This is a genomic window from Pseudomonas sp. D4002 (assembly GCF_013385665.1).
Lineage (GTDB): Bacteria > Pseudomonadota > Gammaproteobacteria > Pseudomonadales > Pseudomonadaceae > Aquipseudomonas.
In genome coordinates this window covers 12,379-35,140 of record NZ_JACAPN010000049.1, presented here as the reverse complement: position 1 = coordinate 35,140, position 22,762 = coordinate 12,379, and the positions used below count along the sequence as shown (strand labels likewise).

Below are 22,762 nucleotides of genomic sequence, written 5' to 3'. Positions count from 1 at the left end.
GTGCCTCGACACTTGCGCATTAGAAAGGGACGGCTTATTCCATGCATCGATCGCTATCGTTACGTGCCGTAATTTGTTTAAGCACGCTCCTGCCCGCATCCATGTTGTATGCCGCGCCGGACACCGACATAGACACATTGAAAAAGGAATTGCTGGAGCTCAAGCAACGCTACGAAGTGCAGCAAAAAGCACTGGCGGTGCTGGAGCAACGGGTACGCCAGGTGGAAGAACAACCGGTGGCGCCGCCGCCCAAACGCCTGGCCAAATCCCCGGCAGACTTCCAGAAAGGCGGCACCACGGTGGCCGGCAACACGCCGGGAGTCGGCGCGGCTGCGGCCTCGGGCGGTGCAGCCGGTGGCGCGTCCTACGGCCAGTCCCTCAAGGATGATTCGGCCCCGGCACAGAGCGTGAGCAACTTGTATAACGAGGCCAGCGGGTTCTTTGGCAACGGCAAGTTCAGCTTTGAAACCGGCGTCACCTATTCCCGCTACGATGCCCGCCAGTTGACCCTCAACGGCTTCCTGGCGCTGGACTCGATCTTTCTCGGCAACATCAACCTGGACCGGATCAAGTCGGATAACTGGACCGTCGACCTCACGGGCCGCTACAACCTCGACAACCGCTGGCAGTTCGATATAAACGTGCCGGTGGTGTACCGCGAGTCGACCTATCAGTCCGGTGGTGCCAACGGTGGCAGCGGCACCGCGACCTCGGAACAATCGGTCACGCGTGACCCGACTATCGGCGACGTCAACTTCGGGATTGCCTACAAATTCCTCGACGAGAGCGTCAACCTGCCGGATGCCGTGGTGTCGGTGCGGGTCAAGGCGCCCACCGGCGAAGATCCGTTTGGGATCAAGCTGGTCCAGTCATCCAGCAACACCAACCTTTTCGTGCCGGAAAGCCTGCCCACCGGCAACGGTGTGTGGTCGATCACGCCGGGTATCTCGCTGGTCAAGACCTTCGACCCGGCGGTATTGTTTGGCTCGCTGTCGTACACCCACAACTTCGAAGACTCGTTCAGCGATATCAGCTCCCAGGTCGGCCAGAAGACCCCGGGGAAAGTGCAGTTGGGCGACAGCTTCCAGATCGGCGCTGGCGTGGCGTTTGCGTTGAACGAGAAGATGAGTATGTCGTTCTCGGTGTCCGACCTGGTGCAACGCAAGAGCAAGCTCAAGCCGGATGGCGGCGACTGGCAGTCAGTGGTTTCCAGCGATGCCAACGCGGGTTACTTCAACGTGGGCATGACGATTGCGGCAAGCGACAACCTGACCATCGTGCCGAACCTGGCCATCGGGATCACACCGGATGCGCCGTCGTTCAGCTTCAGCCTGAAGTTCCCGTATTACTTTTAAGGCATGACAACGGGAAAAGCCCCGCAACGATAAGGGTCGTTGCGGGGCTTTTCGGTTTACCCGCCCTAGCGGATCTGGTGTTTGTGCAGCAACCGGTAGAACGTCGGCCGGGAAACCCCCAGCACACGCGCCGCGACACTCAGGTTGTCGCTGTGCCGGTTGAGCACATCGCACAGCGCCTGGCGTTCGGCACGGTGCTTGTAATCTTCCAGTGTAGCCATCGGCAGCGCGATTGCCTGCTGGCTTTGCAGTCCCAGATCAACGGCTTCGATTTGCCGCCCTTCAGCCAGTACCAGGCCACGCCGCACGCGGTTGGCCAACTCGCGCACATTGCCCGGCCAGCCGTGCTCGCCCATGGCCACCAGCGCGTCTTCACTGAAGCTGCGGGGACGGCGGCCGGTTTCCTGGCTGTAGAAGTGTGAAAAATGGTTGGCCAGCATCGCCACGTCACCGTGGCGCTCGCGCAACGGCGCGGTGACCACTTGCAGGACGTTGAGCCGGTAATACAAGTCTTCGCGAAAAGTGCCCTTTGCGACCGCGGCTTCCAGGTCGACGTGGGTAGCCGCCAACACGCGTACATCCACCGCAATCGGCTGGCTGCCGCCGACTCGCTCGATCTGTTTTTCCTGGAGAAAACGCAGCAGGTTGGCTTGCAGCTCCATGGGCAAGTCGCCGATCTCATCGAGAAACAAGGTGCCGCCGTGCGCCGCCTCGATCCGCCCCACCTTGCGCTGATGGGCGCCGGTGAAGGCGCCCTTCTCATGGCCGAACAGTTCGGACTGGATCAGGTGTTCGGGAATCGCCCCGCAATTGATCGCCACAAACGGCTTGGCATGGCGCTGGGATTGGCGATGCAAGGTACGCGCGACCAATTCCTTGCCGGTGCCGCTGTCGCCACGGATCAACACCGGGGATTCAGTGGGCGCCAGCTTGGCGAGCAGCTTGCGCAATTCCCGGATCGGACGGCTGTCCCCCAGCAACTCGTGTTCCGGCTGGCCCGCAGGCGCGTTGTTGCCCTTGCCCCGCAGGCGCGCCATGCCGAAGGCGCGGCCCAGGGTGACCTGCACCCGCGACACGTCAAACGGCAAGGTATGGAAGTCGAAGAACCACTCACAGACAAAATCGCCGACATTCTGCAGGCGCAGCACTTCCTGGTTAAGCACCGCAATCCACTCGGTGCCGCTGCGGCTGATCAGTTCCTTGACCGCTTCGGGTCGCTCCAGGTGAAACGGCTGCAGGCGCAACAAACCCACGTCACAGGAGCGCTCACCCACCGACTCGAGGGCGCAGCTGTCCACGTCCCACCCCGCTGCGCGCAAACCGGGCAATAGCCGATGGCAGTCATCACAGGGATCGACCACAAGCAGGCGGCGCGGGGCAGGTGTAACAATCATGACTATTCCTTGGCGTCAAAATCGTTAAAGTTATTTAAAAACAACTATTTGCAAAGTCTGCTGATAACCCTAGCAAGATCTTGACGCACCCTTTGTACCGATTCGCTATAAGTCGCGAACGAACCGGGTCTTTTATGTCAGTCGGGTGCGGTCAATTGCCGCGGCATAACTTTCATGAGGCTTTCAAAATAGCCCCTTACATGACTTTAATCAGGGAAAGTTAAAAAATCTTCTTCTAACATGTGACCCGCACCCGGTGATCGTGCATCAGTACAAGTAACCAGTCGTTAGGCACGCCCAACCAACGGCTTCCACTTGAATGGGCATTTAGAGAGAAGACCCCATGAACGCCCCGCTCCGCATCAACGAAGCTCTTTTGATCGCAGACCGTGCTTTCCAGCCCTTTCAATGTGTGGCCTGGCACGACGGCAACGGCGCCCTGAGCCTGAGCGTCATCGACCGCACCAATACCCGTATCGGTAGCAAGCAGCTGTCTTCCAGCACTTATACCGACCCGGCACAGCTCGAGGACTTGCTGTTGCAGGCCCGTGCCGAACTCGACAAAGATGGCTACCAGTTGCAATCCTGGGCAATGCCCAAGTAACTGAAGCGTGCGTGAGACGGCACCCGAAAGTGTGCCGCCCGGCTGCGCAATATATTGACCCGCACTAACTCAAGTGGACAGTCAGCCATGCAAGTTGCAACTTTGCATAGCTGACTACTTATTAGTGTGGTTACCGATCAATAGGCCGAGAGAATAAACCGCTCGATGGCTTCCGCCGCACCGTCATCGACATTGCTGCCGGTCACGACGCTGGCCTGGCGCTTGACCACCTCTTCTGCCTGGCCCATGGCAATCGACAACCCCGCCACATGAAACATCGCCGGGTCATTGCCGCCATCACCGATGGCTGCGGTCTGTTGCAGTGGCACACCGAGGTGCGCCGCAAGGGTTCTCAATGCTTCACCCTTGTTGGCCTTCATGGCGGTGACATCCAGGAACACCGGCTGCGAACGCGACACCTGGGCCAATCCCTCGACCCTGGGCTGCAACTGCGCCTCAAGCTCCATCAGCAGCTGGGTATTGGTACTGGCCGCAACAATCTTGTCGACCCGATCCAGATACGGCTCGAAGCTCTCCACCACGATCGCCCCATAGCCCAGGCCGTGCTCCTCGCGAACCGCCATCGGTCCCCCGGGATCGCGACGCAGCCAGTCGCCGTCGGCAAACAGCCAGACTTCAACGTCCGGCTGCGGCGTAAACAAGGCCAACGCCACCAGCGCCGCTTCTGCCGGCAAGTGATGCGCCACCAGAATACTGCCGTCGGGATTGACCAGCGTGCCGCCGTTGAAGCCGGCAATCGGCACATCGATGCCCAGTGCTTCGACCTGCTGACGCATGGCCTTGGGAGGTCGCCCGCTGGCCAGGCTGAAAAACACCCCGGCCGCGCGCAAGGCGCGAACCGTATCAATGGTGCGCTGGCTGAGGCTGTGATCCGGATGCAGCAACGTGCCATCCATATCACTCAACACAAAACGGATGGGTTGACTCGGCAAGTCACTCATCCGAGGCTGTGCCAGGTACGGCCATCGCGGGCCAGCAACGCATCAGCCGCCGCCGGGCCGTCCTCACCCGCCTTGTAGGCCTGGATGCCGTCATCCTGCTTCCACGCATCGAGAAAAGGCTGCACCGCACGCCAGCCGTTCTCGATGTTGTCGGCGCGCTGGAACAAGGTCTGGTCGCCGGTCATGCAGTCGTAGATCAGGGTTTCGTAACCTGTCGACGGCTGCATCTCGAAGAAGTCCTTGTAGGCAAACCCCAGCTCCACGTTGGCCATGTCCAGGGTCGGCCCGGGCTTTTTCGCCAGCAGGTCGAACCACATGCCTTCATTCGGCTGGATCTGGATCTTCAGGTACGTCGGCTTGAGTTCATCGACCTCGGTATCACGGAACTGCGCGTAAGGCGCCGGCTTGAAGCAGATGATGATCTCGGTGTCGCGGATGCTCATGCGCTTGCCGGTGCGCAGGTAAAACGGCACACCCACCCAACGCCAGTTGTCGATCAACACCTTGAGGGCAACGAAGGTCTCGGTGCTGCTGTCTGGCGCAACATTGGCCTCTTCGCGGTAACCCGGCAACTGCTTGCCGCCGACTTCACCCGAGGTGTACTGGCCACGCACCGAGTTGGCCCGTGCGTCTTCCAGCGACCAGGGCCGGATGGCCCCGATCACCTTGGCCTTCTCGCCCCGCACTGCGTCGGCACCAAAGGCAGCCGGCGGTTCCATGGCGACCATCGCCAGCAACTGGAACAGGTGATTGGGCACCATGTCCCGCAGGGTGCCGGTGTGTTCGAAGAAACTGCCACGGGTTTCCACGCCGACGGTTTCGGCGGCGGTGATTTGTACGTGGTCAATGTAGTGGTTGTTCCAGAACGCCTCGAACAGCACATTGGAAAAACGGCTGATGAGGATGTTCTGGACGGTTTCCTTGCCCAGGTAATGGTCGATGCGGTAGATCTGCTTTTCGCTCATCACCTTGAGCAGGCAGGCGTTCAGCGCTTCGGCGGTGGCGAGGTCGGAGCCGAACGGCTTTTCGATCACCACCCGGCGGAACGCCTCCGGGGTTTCTTCCAGCAAGCCGGCCGCGCCGAGGCGCTGCACCACTTCGGCGAAGAAACGCGGCGCAGTGGCGAGGTAAAACACCGCATTGCCAGTACCGCTGTCGGCAATCTTCTTGCCGATATCGGTGTAGGTGCCGTCGTCGAGGAAATCACCCTCGACGTAGCTGATGCCTTTGGCCAACTGTTCCCACAATGCAGGGTCCAGGGCGTTCTCGGCATTGCCCTTGACCTTGCTGGCGGCCTCGGTGCGAATGAAGTCCTCGAGCTTCTTGGCGAAATCGGCGTCGCTGATGGCGTTGTGATCTACGCCGACAATGCGCAAGCCATCGCCCAGCAGCCCGTCGCGGCTGAGGTTGTACAGCGCCGGCATGAGCAGGCGCTTGACCAGGTCACCGTGGGCACCAAACAGAAACAGTGTGGTGGGCGGAGCGGGTTCGGCCTTGGGTTTCTTGCCGTTGGCGGTCATTTTTTGGGAGTCTCCACATGGCCGCCAAAGCCGAAGCGCATGGCAGAAAGCATTTTGTCACCGTAGGTACTTTGCTGGCGGGAGCGGAAGCGTGCGAACAGCGAGTTCGACAGCACCGGAACCGGTACCGATTGTTCCATGGCGGCCTCGATGGTCCAGCGGCCTTCGCCACTGTCGGCGACCGAGCCGGAATACCCGTCGAGCTTCGGATCGGTGGCCAGGGCGTCGGCGGTCAGGTCCAGCAGCCAGGACGACACCACGCTGCCGCGGCGCCAGACTTCGGCGATATCGGCAACATTCAGGTCGAAGCGCTGGTCTTGCGGCAGGTTCTCCGAATTCTTGGTCTTGAGGATGTCGAAACCTTCGGCGAAGGCCTGCATCATCCCGTACTCGATGCCATTGTGGATCATCTTGACGAAGTGCCCGGAACCGGCAGGCCCTGCGTGGATATAGCCGCGCTCGGCACGGCTGTCCGCTGCGGCGGAACGGTCCTTGGTACGCGGGATGGTGCCCAGGCCCGGTGCCAGGCTTTCGAAGATCGGGTCCAGCAGCTTAACGGTCTCGGCGTCGCCGCCGATCATCATGCAGTAGCCGCGCTCCAGGCCCCAGACGCCGCCGGAGGTGCCGACGTCGACATAGTGCAGGCCTTTTTCCGACAGGGTCTTGGCCCGACGGATGTCATCCTTATAGAAGGTGTTGCCGCCGTCGATGATCACATCACCGTCTTCAAGCAGTTGGCTCAGTTCTTCAATGGTGTTCTCGGTCGGGTCGCCTGCCGGCAGCATCACCCAGATCGCCCGGGGCTTTTGCAGCCCGGCCACCAGGCCTGCCAGGTCAGCAACGCCCGTGGCGCCCTCGCCTGCCAGACCTTTTACGAATGCTTCATTGCGGTCGTAAACCACGGTGGTATGCCCATTGAGCATCAGGCGCCGCGCAATGTTGCCACCCATGCGGCCTAGTCCAATAATCCCCAGTTGCATGTGCTGATGCTCCTTACTACGAATAAATGTGTGTCACAGTTTATAGCGCAATGAGGCTAATGAGGGTTAGTCCAGAGCGGATTGGCATAGTTTCATGACAAAAAGTGGCCATCCTTTCGCCTTCAGTGGGTTAAAAGTCACAACGACCATCAAAAATAAAAAAGTTCCCTTCATTAAAAAAAGAATTCAGAATTGCCCCGACTGTTGCCGAGAGCCTCGATTCAAGCGCTCTGGCACCGCGATAGACCGGCTATTTGCGAGGTAAGCAATGAGCACTGCACACATGACCCGTCCGCCACAGACCCTCTACGTCACCATTCGCCGCGATGAATTGCGCCAGTTGAAAAACGAGCGCGACCAACTGCAGCAGGAAGTCATGCGTTTGCGCTCGCACCTGCAGGGCCAGCTCAATCAGCCGTCCGACACCCAGCCCGCACTTTGCTGAACGTGGGCTGAACGAACCGTTCAGGAATAACTCACGAAGTTTTCACATCCCCCTCCCGATACTCCCGCCGAATAGGGCCGCGCTACGTGCGCAGGCCCTCTGTTTGCGTGCATCCCTGCGCGTTGACACTGAAATTATCGGGTTGGAGCGCTGGATGGCGATGTTCAAACGCAGCACTACGTCTGCGAAAGGTTTTGATTGGGCCGGCCTCGGCTGGATGTTTCTGTTCTTCTGGTATTTCTCGGGCATTACCCAACTGCTGATCCAACTGACCGGCACCTCCGGCTTCAGTGGTTTCCGCCAGGCATTCTTCATGAGCGCCCTGTGGCTGGCGCCGATGCTGTTGTTCCCGCGTCGCGCGCGCCTGGTGGCGGGGTTGATTGGCGTGGTGCTGTGGGCCTGTTCCATGGCCAGCCTGGGTTATTTCTTCATCTACCAGCAGGAATTCTCTCAAAGCGTCATCTTCATCATGTTCGAGTCGAACATCTCTGAAGCCGGCGAATACGCCACCCAATACTTTGCCTGGTGGATCGTGCTGGCGTTCATTGCCCACACCGCCATGGCCGTTTTCCTGTGGACCCGCGTACGCCCGGTTTACCTGCCACGTGGCCAGGCCATGCTGGCGGCTGCCGCAATCGTGATTGCCATCGTCGGCTACCCGCTGGTCAAGCAGATCGCCAAGAGCGAGACCATGGAACTGGCCATCGACCGCTTCGAAACCCGTATCGAGCCGGCAGTGCCATGGCAGATGATCGTCGCCTACCGCCGCTACACCGAACAACTGGATAACATGCAAGGCATGCTGACCAGCGCCAGCAAGATCCCGCCCCTGACCAACCTCAAGGACAGCATGGCCGGCCAGCCGTCGACCCTGGTGCTGGTGATCGGCGAGTCCACCAACCGCCAGCGCATGAGCCTGTATGGCTACCCGCGCAACACCACGCCGGAACTGGACAAGCTGCGGGACCAACTGGCGGTGTTCGACAACGTCATTACCCCGCGCCCGTACACCATCGAGGCGCTGCAACAGGTGCTGACCTTCGCCGACGAAGAAAACCCGGACCTGTACCTCAAGACCCCGTCCATCGTCAGCGTGATGAAGCAGGCCGGCTACAAGACCTTCTGGATCACCAACCAGCAGACCATGACCAAGCGCAACACCATGCTCACGACCTTCTCCGAACAGGCCGACGAGCAGGTGTACCTGAACAACAACCGCAACCAGAATGCGCGCCAGTATGACGGCGACGTGCTGGAGCCGTTTGCCAAGGCCATGTCCGACACCGCCGAACGCAAATTCATCGTGGTGCACCTGCTGGGTACCCACATGAGCTACCAGTACCGCTACCCGCCGACCTTCGACAAGTTCACCGACCGCCAGGGCGTGCCTGAGGGGGTCAGCGACGCACAGTTGCCGACCTACAACAGCTACGACAATGCGGTGCTGTACAACGATTTCGTGGTGTCGAGCCTGATCAAGGACTACGCCAAGACCGATCCGAACGGTTTCCTGCTGTACCTTTCCGACCACGGCGAAGACGTGTTCGATTCGGCCGGCCACAACACCCTGGGCCGCAACGAAGGCAAGCCGACGGCACCGATGTACACCATTCCGTTCATGGCCTACGCATCACCCAAGTGGCGTGAAAGCCATGACTGGAGTTTTGCCGGTGACTTGCAGCGCCCTTACACCAGCTCGCAGCTGATCCATACCTGGGCCGACATGGCCGGGTTGAGCTTCGACGAACTGGACCACAGCAAGAGCCTGGTCAGTGACAGCTTCAAGCCTCGGCCACGGCTGATTGGCGACCCGTATGCACGCCAGCAAAAACCGCTGATTGATTTCAGCCTGATCAAGCCGAAGCCAGACGCCGCCAACGTGGTCGTCAAGTAGCTTGAATCGCCCGGGTTTCATCCGCGCAATGCGGTGAAACCCGATTTGGCTGCAGCGCAAAGATAATAATTATTCTCGTTTAGCGCTAAAGTTCTCCGCCTCCTTTCGTCTTTGAGCCAATGGCATTTTTCATAGACGACAAGGAGTTCGCCGCGATGTTCGCGCCTATTACCCGTTCCATGACCTTGACCCTGGGCCTCTTCAGCGTGGTGCTGAGCCCGGACCTGCTGGCCGAAAACGACCCCGACCAGGAATCCCAAGCGCCGGCCAAAGCCCTGGAACTGGGCAGCACCAGCATCACCGCCGAAGGCCTTGGCGCCAACACCGAACACACCGGTGCCTACACCACAGGCTCAATGGGCACCGCCACCCGGTTGAACCTGTCCATCAAGGAAACCCCGCAGTCAGTCTCGGTGATCACCCGCCAGCAGATGGACGACTTCAACCTCAACACCCTGACCGAAGTGATGCGCCAGACCACCGGCGTGGTGGTGCAGCACCTGGACTCCGACCGGGTCGGCTATTCCTCGCGCGGCTACGGCATCACCAACTTCCAGATTGACGGCATGCTCAACACCTTCGGCCGCATGAAGTCCGATGCCGACACCATCATCTACGACCGGGTCGAAGTGGTCCGCGGCGCCACCGGCCTGACCACCGGCGCCGGCGACCCCTCGGCCACGGTCAACATGGTGCGCAAACGCCCGACCGCACAGTGGCAGGCCAAGACAGGCGTCAGTGGCGGCTCCCACGACAATTACTACAGCTACCTGGACGTTAGCGGCCCCCTGGCATTTGACGGGCGCCTGCGCGGCCGCACGGTTCTCGCCTACCGTGACACCCAGTCCTACCGCGACAACTACGCGCTGCAACGGGAAGTCGGCTACGGCATCCTCGAAGGCGACCTGACCGACGACACGGTGCTGGCGGTGGGCTTCGATTACCAGAACAAGCATGTGCAGGGCACCGCGTGGGGCACCTTGCCCTACTGGAACAGCGACGGCAGCAAAGCCAGGCTGCCCCGCTCCGCCAACATCGCGGCCCACTGGAGTTCCTGGCCGCTGAAAGATGAAACCACCTTCGCTACCCTCGACCACCGCCTGGCGGGTGACTGGCACCTGAAGGCCGCCTATACCTACCGTGAAAGCGACACCGACGGCAAGGTCTATTACGGCGGCTCAGGCTTCCCGAATGCCGACCGCAGCGGCATGACCGCCTGGACCAGCCACATGCTCGGCACCTCGAAAATGGACGTGGTCGACTTGAACCTGTCCGGGCCCTATGCCCTGCTGGGTCGTGAGCACGAATTGATGGTGGGTTACGGCGAGTCCGAGCAGCGTGACGCTTCGCCACACCTGCGCAGCGGTACGGTGCCGAAGGACTACACCAGCATCGACGATTGGAAACACATGGGCGGGATCGGCAAATTCCCCGACACCAACACCGGCCTCAAGGGCGAACAAGGCAGCACCCGCCAAAAGGCCGGCTACCTGGCCACCCGCCTGAGCCTGACCGATCGCCTGCATGCGGTATTGGGCAGCCGCTACGGCAGCTGGGAGATCGAGAGCACCACCTACAACTACAACAGGGACACTGACCAGTTCCTCGGTACGTCAAAATCCAGCCAGACCCACAACGACATGTGGACACCCTACGCCGGCCTGCTCTACGACCTGACCCCGGAGTACACCGTCTACGCCAGCTACACCGATATCTTCAACCCGCAGGAAGAACGCACCGCCAGCAAGCAATACCTGGAGCCGGTGGTAGGCAGCAACTATGAAGTGGGCATCAAGGGCAGCCTGCTGGAAGAGCGCCTGAACCTGGCGGCCGCGTACTTCTGGAGCAAACAGGACAACGTCGCGGAACTGGACAGTTTGACCCCACCGGATCCGGAGACCGGTGAGCAGTTCTTCACATCCGGCGGCAAAGGCAACAAGGTTCAGGGTTTCGAGGTAGAGGTGTCCGGAGAGGTGCGCCCCGACTGGAACCTGACCGCCGGATACACCTACACCCACTCCCTGAACGGTGACAAGCAGCGCAACAACACCCACCTGCCGCTGAACCTGCTGCGCGTGTCCACCGCCTACCGCCTGCCCGGCGAATGGCACGCGCTGACGGTCGGCGGCGCGGTGAATTGGCAAAGCGACTTCTACGACTTCGCCTATCGCCCGGTTGGCCGGGACACCAATGGAGCCCTGATCAGGGAGCGCACCCGGATCACCCAGCAGGCCTATACCGTGGTCAACCTGATGTCGCGCTATGAGTTCGATGACCACTTGTCGGCGTCACTTAATATCAACAACCTATTTGATAAAAAATATTACGAGCGCGTCGGCTTCTATAACGGCGTGTATTGGGGAGACCCGCGCTCTATCAGCGTTGCACTGGACTGGAAGCTCTGAATTCATCGCTGCTAAAGATTGGAAGTTAACGAAATCGTTAACTTTCGGTCAGCGCGAGGTTAACCCTTACTTAATATCATTGGCCCACAGTCTCCCCATCCCGCCGCTGATGACAACGCGCGGACCCAACACACTTACTGAGACACTGCCATGAAATTTTCGACTGTTATCCTTGCCGGCCTGATGACCATGACTTCCGTAGCCGCCTTTGCAGAAGGCGGCTCAGAGCGTTCGAAGGAGTTCTACAACAACTTCACCTTCGTTCAGGAACAGACTCACGGTGCTGCCCAGCAAACCGCAATGGCTGACGGCAAGACCGAAAAGCCGGCATCGGCCGACCAAACTACCAACACACCGAACAGCTGATTTACCCGCAATACCTGTGCTATTCCGCTCTGATAGCCAAGGTCAATTTGGCGCCACTTGCTGGCGCCTTTTTTTTGCCTTTAATTAAATAAACATTAATTAAAGCGGCTTGCTCCAGAACAACATCCGGCCATGTTGCGGATCAAATACCGAATCATCAAACCCAAACTTTCGATACGCCGACTGCGCCACGGCGTTGCCTTCAAGCACCTCGAGGGTGATCTTGCAGCAACCGCGCTGGCGAGCAATTTCCTCGACCTTTTGCAGCATCTTCTGACTCAGCCCCAGGCCACGGAATTGATCCATCACCACCACGTCGTGCACGTTGACCAGCGGGCGGCAGGCAAAGGTGGAAAACCCTTCAAAGCAGTTCACCAGGCCGGCCGGCGTACCGCCGACAAAGGCCAGCACACTGAACGCGTGGGCGCGCTTGGCCAGCTCTGCCGGCAGTTGCTGCAAGCGGTCGGCCGGCAGGCTGTGGCCACCGCCCATGGGGTCTTCGGCGTAATGATTGAGCACCAGGCCAATGGCCTCGGCGTGTACCGGATTGGTGTAGCTGGCTTGCAGCACCAGGATGTCTGCGCTGTCCATTTCCTTCCTCGTTAACGGTGCGACAGGGACTCGGTCCCCATAAAAGGGCTCGATTGTAAGCGTGGTGCAGGCATTAGATGAAGGAGATTAACTACATTTGCCCGCGTGAAAGCGCGCCAGGCTCGCCAAACCGTGCCAGTTGCATCTCCTGCAGGCGGCTCAGGGTGCGGCGAAATGGAAACTCCAGGTAACCCTCGGTGTAGAGGCTTTCCAGCGGCACCCGGGCCTCGATGTACAGCGGCACCTTGCGGTCGTAGCACTCGTCCACCAGCGCGATGAAACGCCGGACGCTGTCGTCATGCACCGACAGTTCCGGCAGTTCCCGGTCCCCGGCGTCCACCCGTTCGGCAGCGTCTTCGGTGCCACGAGCGATTCGTCCCGGGCGCTTTTGCGCGCTGAGGTTGGGCACCTCGCCGAGCAAAATGGCCTTGAACCGATCACACAGCAGCATGAAATCCATCGCCGCCAACGGCTGCTCACACAGGTCGGCGTAGCAACACCACAGCACGGTTTCACTGGACTGCACTGCCACGATGGAGCGGTAGCCGACCGCAACCGGGGCGCTGCTCACTGCCTGCCCGGCGCTCAACTGGCGAAACACCTCGGCCAACGCGTCGGGCTGGTCGACCCAGTAACGCTGCAGTGCGGTGCCCGGGTGCAGCCGATGATCCTCCCCGCCATCGACTGCCACCACCCGCATATGCTGTTTGATCGCTTCGATTCCCGGCAGGAAACGATCCCGGTTGAAACCGTCGGCGTACAGCTGGTCCGGTGGCTGGTTGGACGTGCAGACCATCACCACGCCTTCCTCGAACATCACCTGGAACAGCCGGCCGAGGATGATGGCGTCACCAATGTCGTTGACAAACAACTCATCGAAACACAGCACCCGCACTTCCCGGCTCAGTTCGCGGGCCAGGGCCTGCAAGGGATCGTGGGTGCCCGTGAGCTGGAATGAACGCTGGTGCACCCAGCCCATGAAGTGATGAAAATGCTGGCGCCGCGCTGGCACTCCCAGGCTTTGGTAGAACTGGTCCATCAGCCAGGTCTTGCCCCGGCCGACCGGGCCCCACAGGTACACCCCGGTGATGGGCCCAGGGCCGTGGTGCAAGGCCTGATGGCAGTCCTGCAGGGCTTGCACCGCCTCACGCTGGGCGTCGTCGGGGACAAAACCCTGTTCGGTGATGGCGTGCTGATAGGCGGCAAGTGGCGAGTCGAAAGTCATGCCCGGCAGTATGCCATGACGGCTACAGGGAAATATCCAATCGGGCAATCTTGCCGTGTTCATTGAGGCGGAAGGTATAGCGCAGCTCCAGCGGGCTGCCGGGAAAGCTGCCGGTGATCAGGTTGCTGACCAGCACCTTGCCCGTGCGGTGCTGCACATTCAGCACCTGGACCCTGGGCTGGTAACGACGCCCGGTGTCTTCCATCCAGCGGGCGATGGCGGCTGTACCTACCCGGTGCTCGCCTTCGTCGAACACGTTGGCATCTTCGGCGAAACAGTCGGCCACCAGCGAGGTGTCGCCGGCATTCGCCGCGGCAATGTAGGTTGCAATCGCCGGGGCCAGTTCAGGGGTGGGTTGGGACATGGTGACAGCTCCTTTTTAGTGATTTATGGAGCCATGCTAAAGCAGCGTTGTGTCAGTTCTTGTCAGGAGTGAACGGCCCGGATTCGTTCTGTTCCATCAGCTTGCGCCAGCCCCGCAACCAATCGCTGCGGCGCCCCGGATACCGTTCACCTTGCAGGCGCGCGGCGGCCACTCGGTCGGTGCGGAAGGTGCGATAGGACCCACGCAATTCACACCACGCGACGATCACCCGCACTTCGTTGAGAAAACCCAGGGCCAGGGGCCAGATCAGGCGCTGGCTGGCGGTCTGGCTGGCATCGGCGTAGTCGATGTGCAGTTTGGCCTGGCCGCGAATGGCCTCGCGGAACACATTCAACGGCACGCGATTTTCCGGGTAGCCGAAGCCTGGCGGGCCCGGCAGCACCGTCGGATTGCGCAAGGCTTCCTGGGCAGCCGGGTCAAGCACGTCGGCGATCTTTGCAAGCGCATTGGCCGCCGCCTGGCTCAGTACGTCATCACCGCGCTGGTCGACATACCGCAAGCCCAGCACGATGGCTTCGGTCTCGTCGGCATTGAGCATCAGCGGCGGCAGGAACAGGCCCGCACGCAGCACATAGCCCACGCCCGCCTCGCCGTAGATCGGTGCGCCCAACGCGGTCAGTTCGGCGATATCGCGGTACAGCGTGCGCTCGGAAATCTCCAGTTCTGCCGCCAGCACGGCGGCCGTCACCGGGCGCTTTTTGCCCCGCAGGACTTGCAACAAGGTCAACAGACGACTGGTACGCGACACGTTGATCATGCTCGAAAAAGAAAGGTGGCGCAGCTTAGCAGAGGCCTCCGTCAGAAAGTGTCAGGAGCAGGCACCCTTCCCTTCAGCCGCCAAAAAAGCCCCTTGACGAAATATATGACTCGCATCATATTTAATAGATGTTGCGAAACATTTAAACCAACCACAGCGTCAGGAGTTTCGGTATGCGCAATAAAGTCTTTGGCCGTCGCAGCGGCCTGCGGGTTTCAGAGCTGGCCCTGGGTACCGCCAATTTCGGCACAGGCTGGGGCCACGGCGCCGAGCGCGAAGAGTCCAAGCGAATCTACGAAGGCTATCTGGAGGCCGGCGGAAACTTCCTCGATACTGCCAACGGCTACCAGTTCGGCCAATCGGAAGTGCTGCTCGGCGAGTTCATTGCCTCGGAACGCGACCGCTTGGTGATCGCCAGCAAATACACCCTGCGCACCCAGCCTCAAGACGAAGGCACCCTCAAGCTTGGCAACAACCGCAAGAACATGGTGCGCGCCGTCGAAGAAAGCCTGAAACGCTTGAACACCGACCACATCGACCTGTTCTGGGCGCATATCAGCGACAACGTCACGCCGATGGAAGAGATCCTGCGGGGTTTTGATGACCTGGTGCGTGCCGGCAAGATCCACTACGCCGGGCTGTCCAACTTCCCCGCCTGGCGCATTGCCCGCGCCGACCTGCTCGCTGAAGTGCGCGGCTTTGCACCCCTGGTAGCGATCCAGACCGAATACAGCCTGGCCGAACGCACCGCTGACCGCGAGCTGCTGCCCATGGCCGAGGCCCTGGGCCTGGCCGCGACTTTATGGTCACCGCTGGGGGGTGGTTTTCTGACCGGGAAGTACCGCAACAGCCAGGACGATACCCGCGCCAGCAAGCTGGGGATTTTGGTCCACGCTGAAAAAAGCGCACGGGAAACGGCAGTGCTCGACACCCTGCTGGCGGTTGCCGGTGAACTGGACGCCACGCCGACTCACATCGCCATCGCCTGGCTACGGGAAAAGGCCCGTCGTTCCACTACCGCGCTGATCCCGATCCTGGGGCCGCGTACCCGCGAACAACTGGACGGCACCCTGGGTGCGTTGAGTGTGCAACTCTCGGCTGAGCAAGTGGCCCGCCTGGATGCTGCCAGCGCGATACCGCTGGGCGTGCCCCACGAGATGATCGCGGAACGCTTCCCACGTTATACGGACGATGATGCACAAGACCTGCGCTGGCCGCCGGTTATCTAAGACCCGTTGTGGCGAGGGAGCTTGCTCCCGCTGGGCTGCGTAGCGGCCCCAAAATCTTGGGAGCGCTGCGCACTCCAGCGGGAGCAAGCTCCCTCGCCACAGATGCAGTACTCAGCCTCAGTTAAGCGAGGCTTTTGCTCACCACTTCAAACACATCGCTGGACAGCTCGCCCGAAGCGCGAATCCGCTCCAGCTCGCCTTTCATCAGCGCCTGCCGCGCGCTGTCGTACTTGCGCCAGCGGGTCAACGGCGCCAATTGCCGCGAAGCAATCTGGGGGTTGAAGCCATTCAACTGGATCACCAGGTCCGCCAGGAACCGATAGCCCGAACCATCCGCCGCGTGGAAGTTGATCAGGTTCTGCCCGGCAAACGCGCCCACCAGTGCCCGCACCTTGTTCGGGTTCTTGATGTTGAACGCAGGGTGCTGCATCAACGTCTTGACCCGCTCCAGCGCGCCCGGCAAACCATTGCCCGCCTGCACGCTGAACCACTGGTCCATGACCAGCGGGTTGTCCTTGAAGTTCTCGGCAAACACCGCCAGCGCCTTGGCTTTCTCTTCTTCGAACGGCGAGTTGACCAGCACAGCCAGGGCCGTCAGGCGCTCGGTCATGTTGTCGCACGCGTCGAACTGTTCAAGGGTCGCCGCCAGCACTTCTGGCTTGCCGCTGAGCATCAGGTACGACAGCGCAATGTTCTGCAAGGCGCGACGGGCAAAGTGTTCCGCCTCGGCCACGTACGGGGTTTTCTTCGACAGGTCGCGATTGGCCTGGTAACGCAGCCACAGGCCCTCGAACAGGTTGTCGGCCAACTGCTTGCGAGCAAACTCGCGGGCCGCGTGGATGGCGTCGACATCCGCCACCTCGCTGATTTCGGTCAGGTAGGCTTCGCTCGGCAGCGAGAGCATCTCGGCGACCATCGCCTGGTCCAGGCTTTCGTCGCTCAATACGCTGCGCAGTGCAGTGATCAGGCGTTGATCCAGCACCAGCGCCTTGCCCTGCTGATGTTGGGCGATCAGCTCCTGCAACACCTGCACCGACAGCTGCTGGCCGGCGTCCCAGCGATTGAAGCCATCGCTGTCGTGCTGCATCAGGAACATCAGTTGGTCGCGGTTATACGGGAAGCTCAGCTTCACCGGCGCCGAGAAGCCACGCAGCAGCGACGGCAGCGGGTGCTCGGCGATGTCGACAAAGGTGAAGGTCTGTTCGGCTTCGGTCACCGAGATCACGCGGGACGTGGCGCCGGCAGCGGTTTCACCGGCCAGGCGCAAGGCGATGCCCGCGCCCTTCCCGTCCAGCAGGCCCAGCTCAACCGGAATCACGAACGGCAGTTTTTCCACCTTGTCCGGGGTTTCCGGGCAGCTTTGACGGAAGGTCAGGCTGTAGGTTTTAGCCACCGCGTCGTAGGACTCGCTCACCGCCAGACGTGGCGTACCGGCCTGGCTGTACCAGCGCTTGAACTGGGTCAGGTCAGCGCCGTTGGCGTCTTCCATGGCCTTGATGAAGTCATCGCAGGTCACAGCCTGGCCGTCGTGGCGTTCGAAGTACAGGTCGCTGCCTTTGCGGAACCCTTCGGCGCCGAGCAAGGTTTGGATCATACGGACGACTTCCGAGCCCTTTTCGTACACGGTCAGGGTGTAGAAGTTGGAGATCTCGATAAAGCCGTCCGGACGCACGGCGTGGGCCATGGGACCGGCATCTTCGGCGAACTGGTGAGTGCGCAGATAAGCCACGTCCTGGATGCGCTTGACGGTGGCCGAGTTCATGTCGGCAGAGAACTGCGAATCACGGAACACCGTGAAGCCTTCCTTCAGCGACAGCTGGAACCAGTCGCGGCAAGTCACGCGGTTGCCCGACCAGTTGTGGAAGTATTCGTGGGCAACGATCGCCTCGACTCGCTGGTGCGCGGCGTCGGTGGCGGTTTCGGCACGAGCCAGCACGGCGCTGGAGTTGAAGATGTTGAGGCCCTTGTTTTCCATGGCGCCCATGTTGAAGTCGTTGACCGCGACGATCATGAAGATGTCGAGGTCGTACTCACGGCCATAGACTTCCTCGTCCCAGCGCATGGATTTCTTCAGGCTGTTCATGGCGTGCTGGCACTTGTCGATGTTTTCCGGCTCGACATAGATACGCAGCGCCACGGTGCGCTCGGTCATGGTGGTGAAGGTGTCTTCGACACACCACAAATCACCGGCCACCAGTGCAAACAGGTACGCCGGCTTCTTGAACGGATCTTCCCAGGTCGCCCAGTGCCGGCCGTCTTCGCCAGGGCCGGAAGCAATCGGGTTGCCGTTGGACAGCAACACCGGGTAGCTGTGTTGCTCGGCGATCACCGTGGTGGTGAACACGCTCATCACGTCCGGACGGTCGAGGTAATAGGTGATCTTGCGGAAACCCTCGGCCTCGCACTGGGTGCAGAACATGCCGCCGGATTTGTACAGGCCTTCCAGGGCGGTATTGGTTTCCGGGTGGATCTTCACCGTGGTGTCGAGGGTGAAGGTCGCGCTGGTGGGGTGCACGGTCAGGTGGCTGTCGCTCAACTGGTAGTCGGCGTCGGTCAGTTCCTGGTCGGCCAGGTTCACCGACAGCAGCTCCAGCTGCTGCCCGTCCAGCACCAGCGGCGGCAAGCCGGCGCCGCGCTCGGGGTTGCGGCGCATCACCAGCTGCGCGTGGACCAGGCTATGGTCCTCGAACAACTCGAAGGTCAGGTGCGTCTCGTCGATCAGGTAATCCGGCGCCTGATAGTCCTTCAGGTAAATCATCTTCGGCTGTTCGGTGCGCATGTCTGTCGTCCTTCTACTGATGCACGGCGAGCTGGTAGGCCGTGTATTTACGAATATTGATCACGCCGGTATCGAAGATCAGGTATTGGCCCTTGATCCCCATCAGCGTGCCTTCGGCAATCGGGTTCTTGTCCAGGTTGAAGCTGACGATCTTGGTCGGATACTGCTCGATCGGGTAGCGGATTTCGATCGGTTCGATGTCGGTCACCGGTTGGATGGCCTGCAGGCCAAAGCGTTCCTGCAAACCGAGCATGCCTTCGGCACAGCTGGCGAACAGTTCGTCGCGCACCTGCGCAAGGTCGACGGCCTGGGCATCGCCCTTGAGCAGCGCGCGCCAGTTGGTCTTGTCGGCCACCTGGCTGCGGAACAGGTCTTCGACGAAGCCCGACTGCTGGCGCGTGGCAACGCGCATGATCGGCAGCGCCTGGCTGGCGCCCTGGTCGAGCCAGCGGGTCGGCAGCTGGCTGGCGCGGGTGATGCCGACCTTGATCCCCGACGAGTTCGCCAGGTACACCACGTGGTCGGTCATGCAGAATTTTTCACCCCAGGCCGGATCGCGGCAGGTGCCGGCGTCGTAATGGCAGCGCTCGGGGCTCATGATGCACAGGTCGCACTGGGCCAGTTTGGTCATGCACGGGTAGCAGTAACCCTGGCTGAAACTGGTCTTGGTCTTGCGACCGCAATGGGTGCAATGGATCGCACCGAGGTATTCCAGGCGCACGGTAGTGCCGATCAATGGATTGACCGGCACCTCGGTGTCGCCCAGGCGAAACGCGTATTGAACGGTCGGCTCACCCAGCTGCGCCGACATCTTGCTGACTGCACCACGGCCAATCTCAATCAATGGATGGCATCCGACTTGAACAGGATGTTCGGCACCGGCGCCGACTTCGAGGCGCATTCCTGCGGGCCCATGTAGCCGGTGCGCTGGTCTTCCGGCAGGTTCTGCAGTTCCCAGGCGATCACCGCCTGCAACGACAGTTCACGCTGCTCGGCGGTGAGCTTGCGGCCATCGGACCATTTGCCGATTTCCACGGCGAGCTTGAGGCTCTCGTAGATGTCCGGGGTGATGTTTTCGATCATTTCGACAAAAGAGGACATAAGACTCTTCCTTAACTAAATAGGAGACATTTTGCGGCGGCTGTACAAGCCACCCAACAAACCGGTCAGGCAACCCATCACCAGGCCACCCACGTGGGCCGCGTTGGCGATTTCGCCGAAGCCGATCATCGAGACCAGGCCCGACAGGCACAGCACCAGCCACACCAGCATCATCACCAACACCCCGCGAGGCAGGCGATACATCGGATTCGGCGACACCCACTGATAGATCCAGCAATGCCCGAGCAAGCCATACAGCACGCCGGACAACCCGCCAAACAGGCCGGGACCACCAAAATAGTATTGAGCGTAGTTCGACACCAGGCTGAACAGCAGCGTCAGGCCCAGCAGGTTGATGCTGCCCTGGCGCAACTCGATGCGTCGCCCCAGCTCCCAGTACCACATGCCGTTCATGGCCAGGTGCAGGATGCCGAAGTGGATCAACATCGGCGTGACGAGGCGCCACCACTGTCCCGACGCCAGGCTGTCGGTCAATGGCGTGAAACGGATGTACTCGCCTGCCACGCTGAACGGCAGGAACGTCAGCCAGCTCATGGCTTGCAGGTTATCCCCCAGCAACGTAACGGCGCCGACGATGATGCTCAGCAGCAACACCAACGCGGTCACCGGGCTGTGGCGAAGCTGCTGGGCAAACCCGGGACGCCTGGTCGACGTCGCCTGCTCGGGAATGTCCAGTTGCTGGTCCGGGTCACCGGCCGGAAAGCGCTGGTACAGGACCTTCACGTCTTCACTGATGGAATCAGGCACCCACAGCACCTGCTCCCCGGCTTCTTCGCTGACGCGATGGGGCACTTGCATGCGTTGCAGAAGCTTGACGAAACCACTCAAATCCACCGCCAGCGGCAGGCGTAATACAGCAACGGTACTCATGAAATAACCTCAGGGCGCTCGACATCGACCCAAACAAATTTACGCGGGTCCAGGCGGGTTTCCTGATCCAGCCGGTACGCCACCAGCTTGCCGTACAGCACCGCGCTGTAGTCCAGGCAGGCCAGGTTCGGGCGGATCGGCGCCGGTTTGCCGCTGCGCCAGTAGTGGCCGACGAACAGCAATGGCTCGTCGACGCCGTAGCGCAGCAGGGAATTCTTTTCAGTGGACGACAGCGGCGTGGCGGCCACAGGTTCCGGCAGCGCATCGGGCTGGAACACGATGTCGCCGTAGGTTTTCGGGTCTTCTTCCCAGAACTTGGTGCGGAAGAACGAACGCGTCAGGCCGTCGCCGCCGGTCAGGGTCAGGCCGTCCGGCAGGCGCATGTCGGTACCGCGCAACAGGCGGTCGAAGGCATTGCTGGCGAAACTGCCGGGCACGGCGGCGGCTTGCAGGAAGTGTTCGTCGATGCAGCCATCCGGGAAATGCGCGCGCAGGGGCTCGATAAAGCCGTTGTCCCAGCAAGCGTGCACTACGCGGAATCGCCCGGCGTCGACAAACAGCGGCATGTCATAGAACCAGCCGAGGAAATCGTGCCAGTCTGCCGGGTGCTGTTCGAACTGGGTCAGGGTCTCGTGGATCAACCGCGCGTGGCGTGGCGTGTGCTCGCGCACAAACTGCTTGCCGCTGCCTGGGGCGGCGGGCGTGCTCCAGCCCAGCGCGTTGAACTCATGGTTGCCCATGATGCACAGTGCCTGGCCGGCCTCGGTCATGTCGTGGACGATATGCAGCGCCTCGCGAATGCGCGGGCCACGGTCGATGATATCGCCGAGGAACACGGCCATTCGCGACGGATGGCGCCAGGTACCGCCCTGCTTGTGGTAACCCAACCGGTCGAGCAAGTGCTCAAGGGTATGAGCGCAACCGTGCACGTCACCAATCAGGTCGTAGCTACGCGCGGGATCGAGCATCAGTCGCCTCCACCCCCCAAGCGGCTGCCCCAGCCCAGCTTGGTCCGGCACACTTCGTAGTAGTTGTGGTCCAGCGGGTGGATCAACCGCAACTTCTGTGCCTTTTTGCTCACGGTGATGGTGTCACCGGGGGCGCAGGTGAAATGGTTCTGCCCGTCGCAGGAGACTTGCGGGTAGATCTGCATGTCTTTTGACACCACGATTTTCAGCTCACTGTTGCCATCGACCACGATAGGCCTGCTGGACAACATATGGGGATACATCGGCACGATCACAATGGCATCCAGCTTGGGATGCATGATCGGCCCACCGGCCGACAGCGCGTAGGCCGTGGACCCGGTCGGCGTGGCGACGATCAGGCCGTCGGCCTTCTGGCTGCACACGAACTGGCCGTCGATGTACAACTCGAATTCGATCATCCGCGTCGACTTGCCGGGGTGCAGCACCACATCGTTGAGGGCGTCGCCCTGGCCGATGGCTTCGCCGTGGCGGCGCACTTCGGCTTGCAGCAGGAAGCGGTTTTCCACCAGGTAATGGCCGTCCAGCACCTTGGCCACTTCGACTTCCAGCTCGTCGGGGCGAATATCGGTGAGGAACCCCAGGCTTCCGCGGTTGATCCCCAGCACCGGCACGTTATGCCGCGCCAGCGCCCGGGCGGCGCCCAGCAGGCTGCCGTCGCCGCCTACCACGATCACCATGTCGCAGACTTCACCGAGCATCTTGCGCGACGAGGTCTGCAGGCCATGGCCCGGGAGGATTTCAGCGATGGTGTCTTCGAGGATCACGTGCAGGTGGCGCTCGAGCAGAAACTTTTTCAGTCGGCGGACGGTGTCCAGCACCTGGGTACTGCCCAGGCGACCGATAATGCCGATATTGCGAAATTGCTCCATGGGGCTCCTGCGGGGTTCGGG

The 22,762-nt window shown here is 61.0% G+C and carries 21 protein-coding genes; 7 read left to right on the top strand and 14 right to left on the bottom strand.

The window, feature by feature from the left end; translation table 11 throughout:
• Nucleotides 1-41: 41 nt before the first annotated feature.
• A complete protein-coding gene (locus tag HX824_RS29810; protein WP_043224814.1) occupies nt 42-1,355 on the top strand; it encodes an autotransporter domain-containing protein in 1,314 nt (437 codons plus the stop codon).
• A 65-nt stretch (nt 1,356-1,420) separates the two neighbouring features.
• Here the strand turns inward: HX824_RS29810 and HX824_RS29805 are convergent, their stop codons facing one another.
• Entirely contained in the window at nt 1,421-2,749 is a 1,329-nt protein-coding gene (locus HX824_RS29805; protein WP_003217935.1) for a sigma-54 dependent transcriptional regulator, read from the bottom strand.
• Between the two features lie 343 nt (nt 2,750-3,092).
• Here HX824_RS29805 and HX824_RS29800 point away from each other — a divergent pair, with 343 nt between their 5' ends.
• Nucleotides 3,093-3,353: a hypothetical protein gene (locus HX824_RS29800; RefSeq protein WP_088423840.1), complete on the top strand. Its 261-nt coding sequence runs from the start codon at nt 3,093-3,095 to the stop codon at nt 3,351-3,353.
• A 137-nt stretch (nt 3,354-3,490) separates the two neighbouring features.
• On the opposite strand, the gene HX824_RS29795 is transcribed toward HX824_RS29800, so the two are convergent.
• The 3 genes from HX824_RS29795 to gnd are packed head-to-tail and all read right to left on the bottom strand — an operon-like array spanning nt 3,491 to nt 6,839.
• The gene (locus HX824_RS29795) at nt 3,491-4,315 is read right to left on the bottom strand and encodes an HAD family hydrolase (protein WP_003217930.1); all 825 of its coding nucleotides are present in this window, start codon (nt 4,313-4,315) and stop codon (nt 3,491-3,493) included.
• Nucleotides 4,312-5,835: a glucose-6-phosphate dehydrogenase gene (gene zwf, locus HX824_RS29790; RefSeq protein ID WP_177055844.1), complete on the bottom strand. Its 1,524-nt coding sequence runs from the start codon at nt 5,833-5,835 to the stop codon at nt 4,312-4,314. Before zwf ends, HX824_RS29795 begins: the two co-directional genes overlap by 4 nt.
• Nucleotides 5,832-6,839, bottom strand: coding sequence for a phosphogluconate dehydrogenase (NAD(+)-dependent, decarboxylating) (gnd, locus tag HX824_RS29785; RefSeq protein WP_371319425.1), 1,008 nt, complete (start codon nt 6,837-6,839; stop codon nt 5,832-5,834). The genes zwf and gnd overlap by 4 nt, the downstream gene beginning before the upstream one ends.
• Before the next feature lie 244 nt (nt 6,840-7,083).
• Here gnd and HX824_RS29780 point away from each other — a divergent pair, with 244 nt between their 5' ends.
• From HX824_RS29780 to HX824_RS29765, 4 genes are all read left to right on the top strand, one after another.
• Complete coding sequence (locus HX824_RS29780; protein WP_157222824.1) at nt 7,084-7,260, top strand: DUF6026 family protein; 177 nt, start codon at nt 7,084-7,086, stop codon at nt 7,258-7,260.
• A gap of 154 nt (nt 7,261-7,414) precedes the next feature.
• Nucleotides 7,415-9,154, top strand: a complete 1,740-nt coding sequence (locus tag HX824_RS29775) for a phosphoethanolamine transferase CptA (protein WP_003217921.1) — start codon at nt 7,415-7,417, stop codon at nt 9,152-9,154.
• Between the two features lie 155 nt (nt 9,155-9,309).
• On the top strand, nt 9,310-11,559 hold the full coding sequence (locus HX824_RS29770) for a TonB-dependent siderophore receptor (protein WP_177055840.1): 2,250 nt from the start codon (nt 9,310-9,312) through the stop codon (nt 11,557-11,559).
• 150 nt (nt 11,560-11,709) lie between these two features.
• Nucleotides 11,710-11,925: a hypothetical protein gene (locus tag HX824_RS29765; protein WP_177055838.1), complete on the top strand. Its 216-nt coding sequence runs from the start codon at nt 11,710-11,712 to the stop codon at nt 11,923-11,925.
• 99 nt (nt 11,926-12,024) lie between these two features.
• Here HX824_RS29765 and HX824_RS29760 read toward each other — a convergent pair whose 3' ends face one another.
• The 4 genes from HX824_RS29760 to HX824_RS29745 form a co-directional block, all read right to left on the bottom strand.
• The gene (locus HX824_RS29760; protein WP_008432012.1) at nt 12,025-12,516 is read right to left on the bottom strand and encodes a GNAT family N-acetyltransferase; all 492 of its coding nucleotides are present in this window, start codon (nt 12,514-12,516) and stop codon (nt 12,025-12,027) included.
• 91 nt (nt 12,517-12,607) lie between these two features.
• Nucleotides 12,608-13,741 carry a cell division protein ZapE gene (zapE, locus tag HX824_RS29755; RefSeq protein WP_177009799.1) on the bottom strand — a complete coding sequence of 378 codons (1,134 nt, stop codon included), beginning with the start codon at nt 13,739-13,741 and terminating at the stop codon, nt 12,608-12,610.
• A 22-nt stretch (nt 13,742-13,763) separates the two neighbouring features.
• Nucleotides 13,764-14,105: a nuclear transport factor 2 family protein gene (locus tag HX824_RS29750; protein WP_008432007.1), complete on the bottom strand. Its 342-nt coding sequence runs from the start codon at nt 14,103-14,105 to the stop codon at nt 13,764-13,766.
• 52 nt (nt 14,106-14,157) lie between these two features.
• Nucleotides 14,158-14,874, bottom strand: coding sequence for a YafY family protein (locus tag HX824_RS29745; RefSeq protein WP_177046601.1), 717 nt, complete (start codon nt 14,872-14,874; stop codon nt 14,158-14,160).
• A 182-nt stretch (nt 14,875-15,056) separates the two neighbouring features.
• Between HX824_RS29745 and HX824_RS29740 the strand changes: the two genes are divergently transcribed.
• Complete coding sequence (locus HX824_RS29740; protein ID WP_177055836.1) at nt 15,057-16,112, top strand: aldo/keto reductase; 1,056 nt, start codon at nt 15,057-15,059, stop codon at nt 16,110-16,112.
• 121 nt (nt 16,113-16,233) lie between these two features.
• Here the strand turns inward: HX824_RS29740 and pepN are convergent, their stop codons facing one another.
• Genes pepN through HX824_RS29710 form a run of 6 tightly spaced genes read right to left on the bottom strand, consistent with a single transcriptional unit; the run spans nt 16,234 to nt 22,741 of the window.
• Nucleotides 16,234-18,891, bottom strand: a complete 2,658-nt coding sequence (gene pepN / locus HX824_RS29735) for an aminopeptidase N (protein ID WP_177055833.1) — start codon at nt 18,889-18,891, stop codon at nt 16,234-16,236.
• A 13-nt stretch (nt 18,892-18,904) separates the two neighbouring features.
• The gene (locus HX824_RS29730) at nt 18,905-19,735 is read right to left on the bottom strand and encodes a DUF2797 domain-containing protein (protein ID WP_003217902.1); all 831 of its coding nucleotides are present in this window, start codon (nt 19,733-19,735) and stop codon (nt 18,905-18,907) included.
• Entirely contained in the window at nt 19,732-19,992 is a 261-nt protein-coding gene (locus HX824_RS29725) for a YeaC family protein (protein ID WP_003217900.1), read from the bottom strand. Before HX824_RS29725 ends, HX824_RS29730 begins: the two co-directional genes overlap by 4 nt.
• 15 nt (nt 19,993-20,007) lie before the next feature.
• Nucleotides 20,008-20,883 (bottom strand): rhomboid family intramembrane serine protease, encoded by an 876-nt coding sequence (locus HX824_RS29720; protein WP_003217899.1) that lies wholly within the window; start codon nt 20,881-20,883, stop codon nt 20,008-20,010.
• Nucleotides 20,880-21,854, bottom strand: coding sequence for a metallophosphoesterase (locus HX824_RS29715; RefSeq protein ID WP_177055854.1), 975 nt, complete (start codon nt 21,852-21,854; stop codon nt 20,880-20,882). The genes HX824_RS29720 and HX824_RS29715 overlap by 4 nt, the downstream gene beginning before the upstream one ends.
• A complete protein-coding gene (locus tag HX824_RS29710) occupies nt 21,851-22,741 on the bottom strand; it encodes an NAD(+) kinase (protein ID WP_003217892.1) in 891 nt (296 codons plus the stop codon). Before HX824_RS29710 ends, HX824_RS29715 begins: the two co-directional genes overlap by 4 nt.
• Between the last annotated feature and the right edge of the window lie 21 nt (nt 22,742-22,762).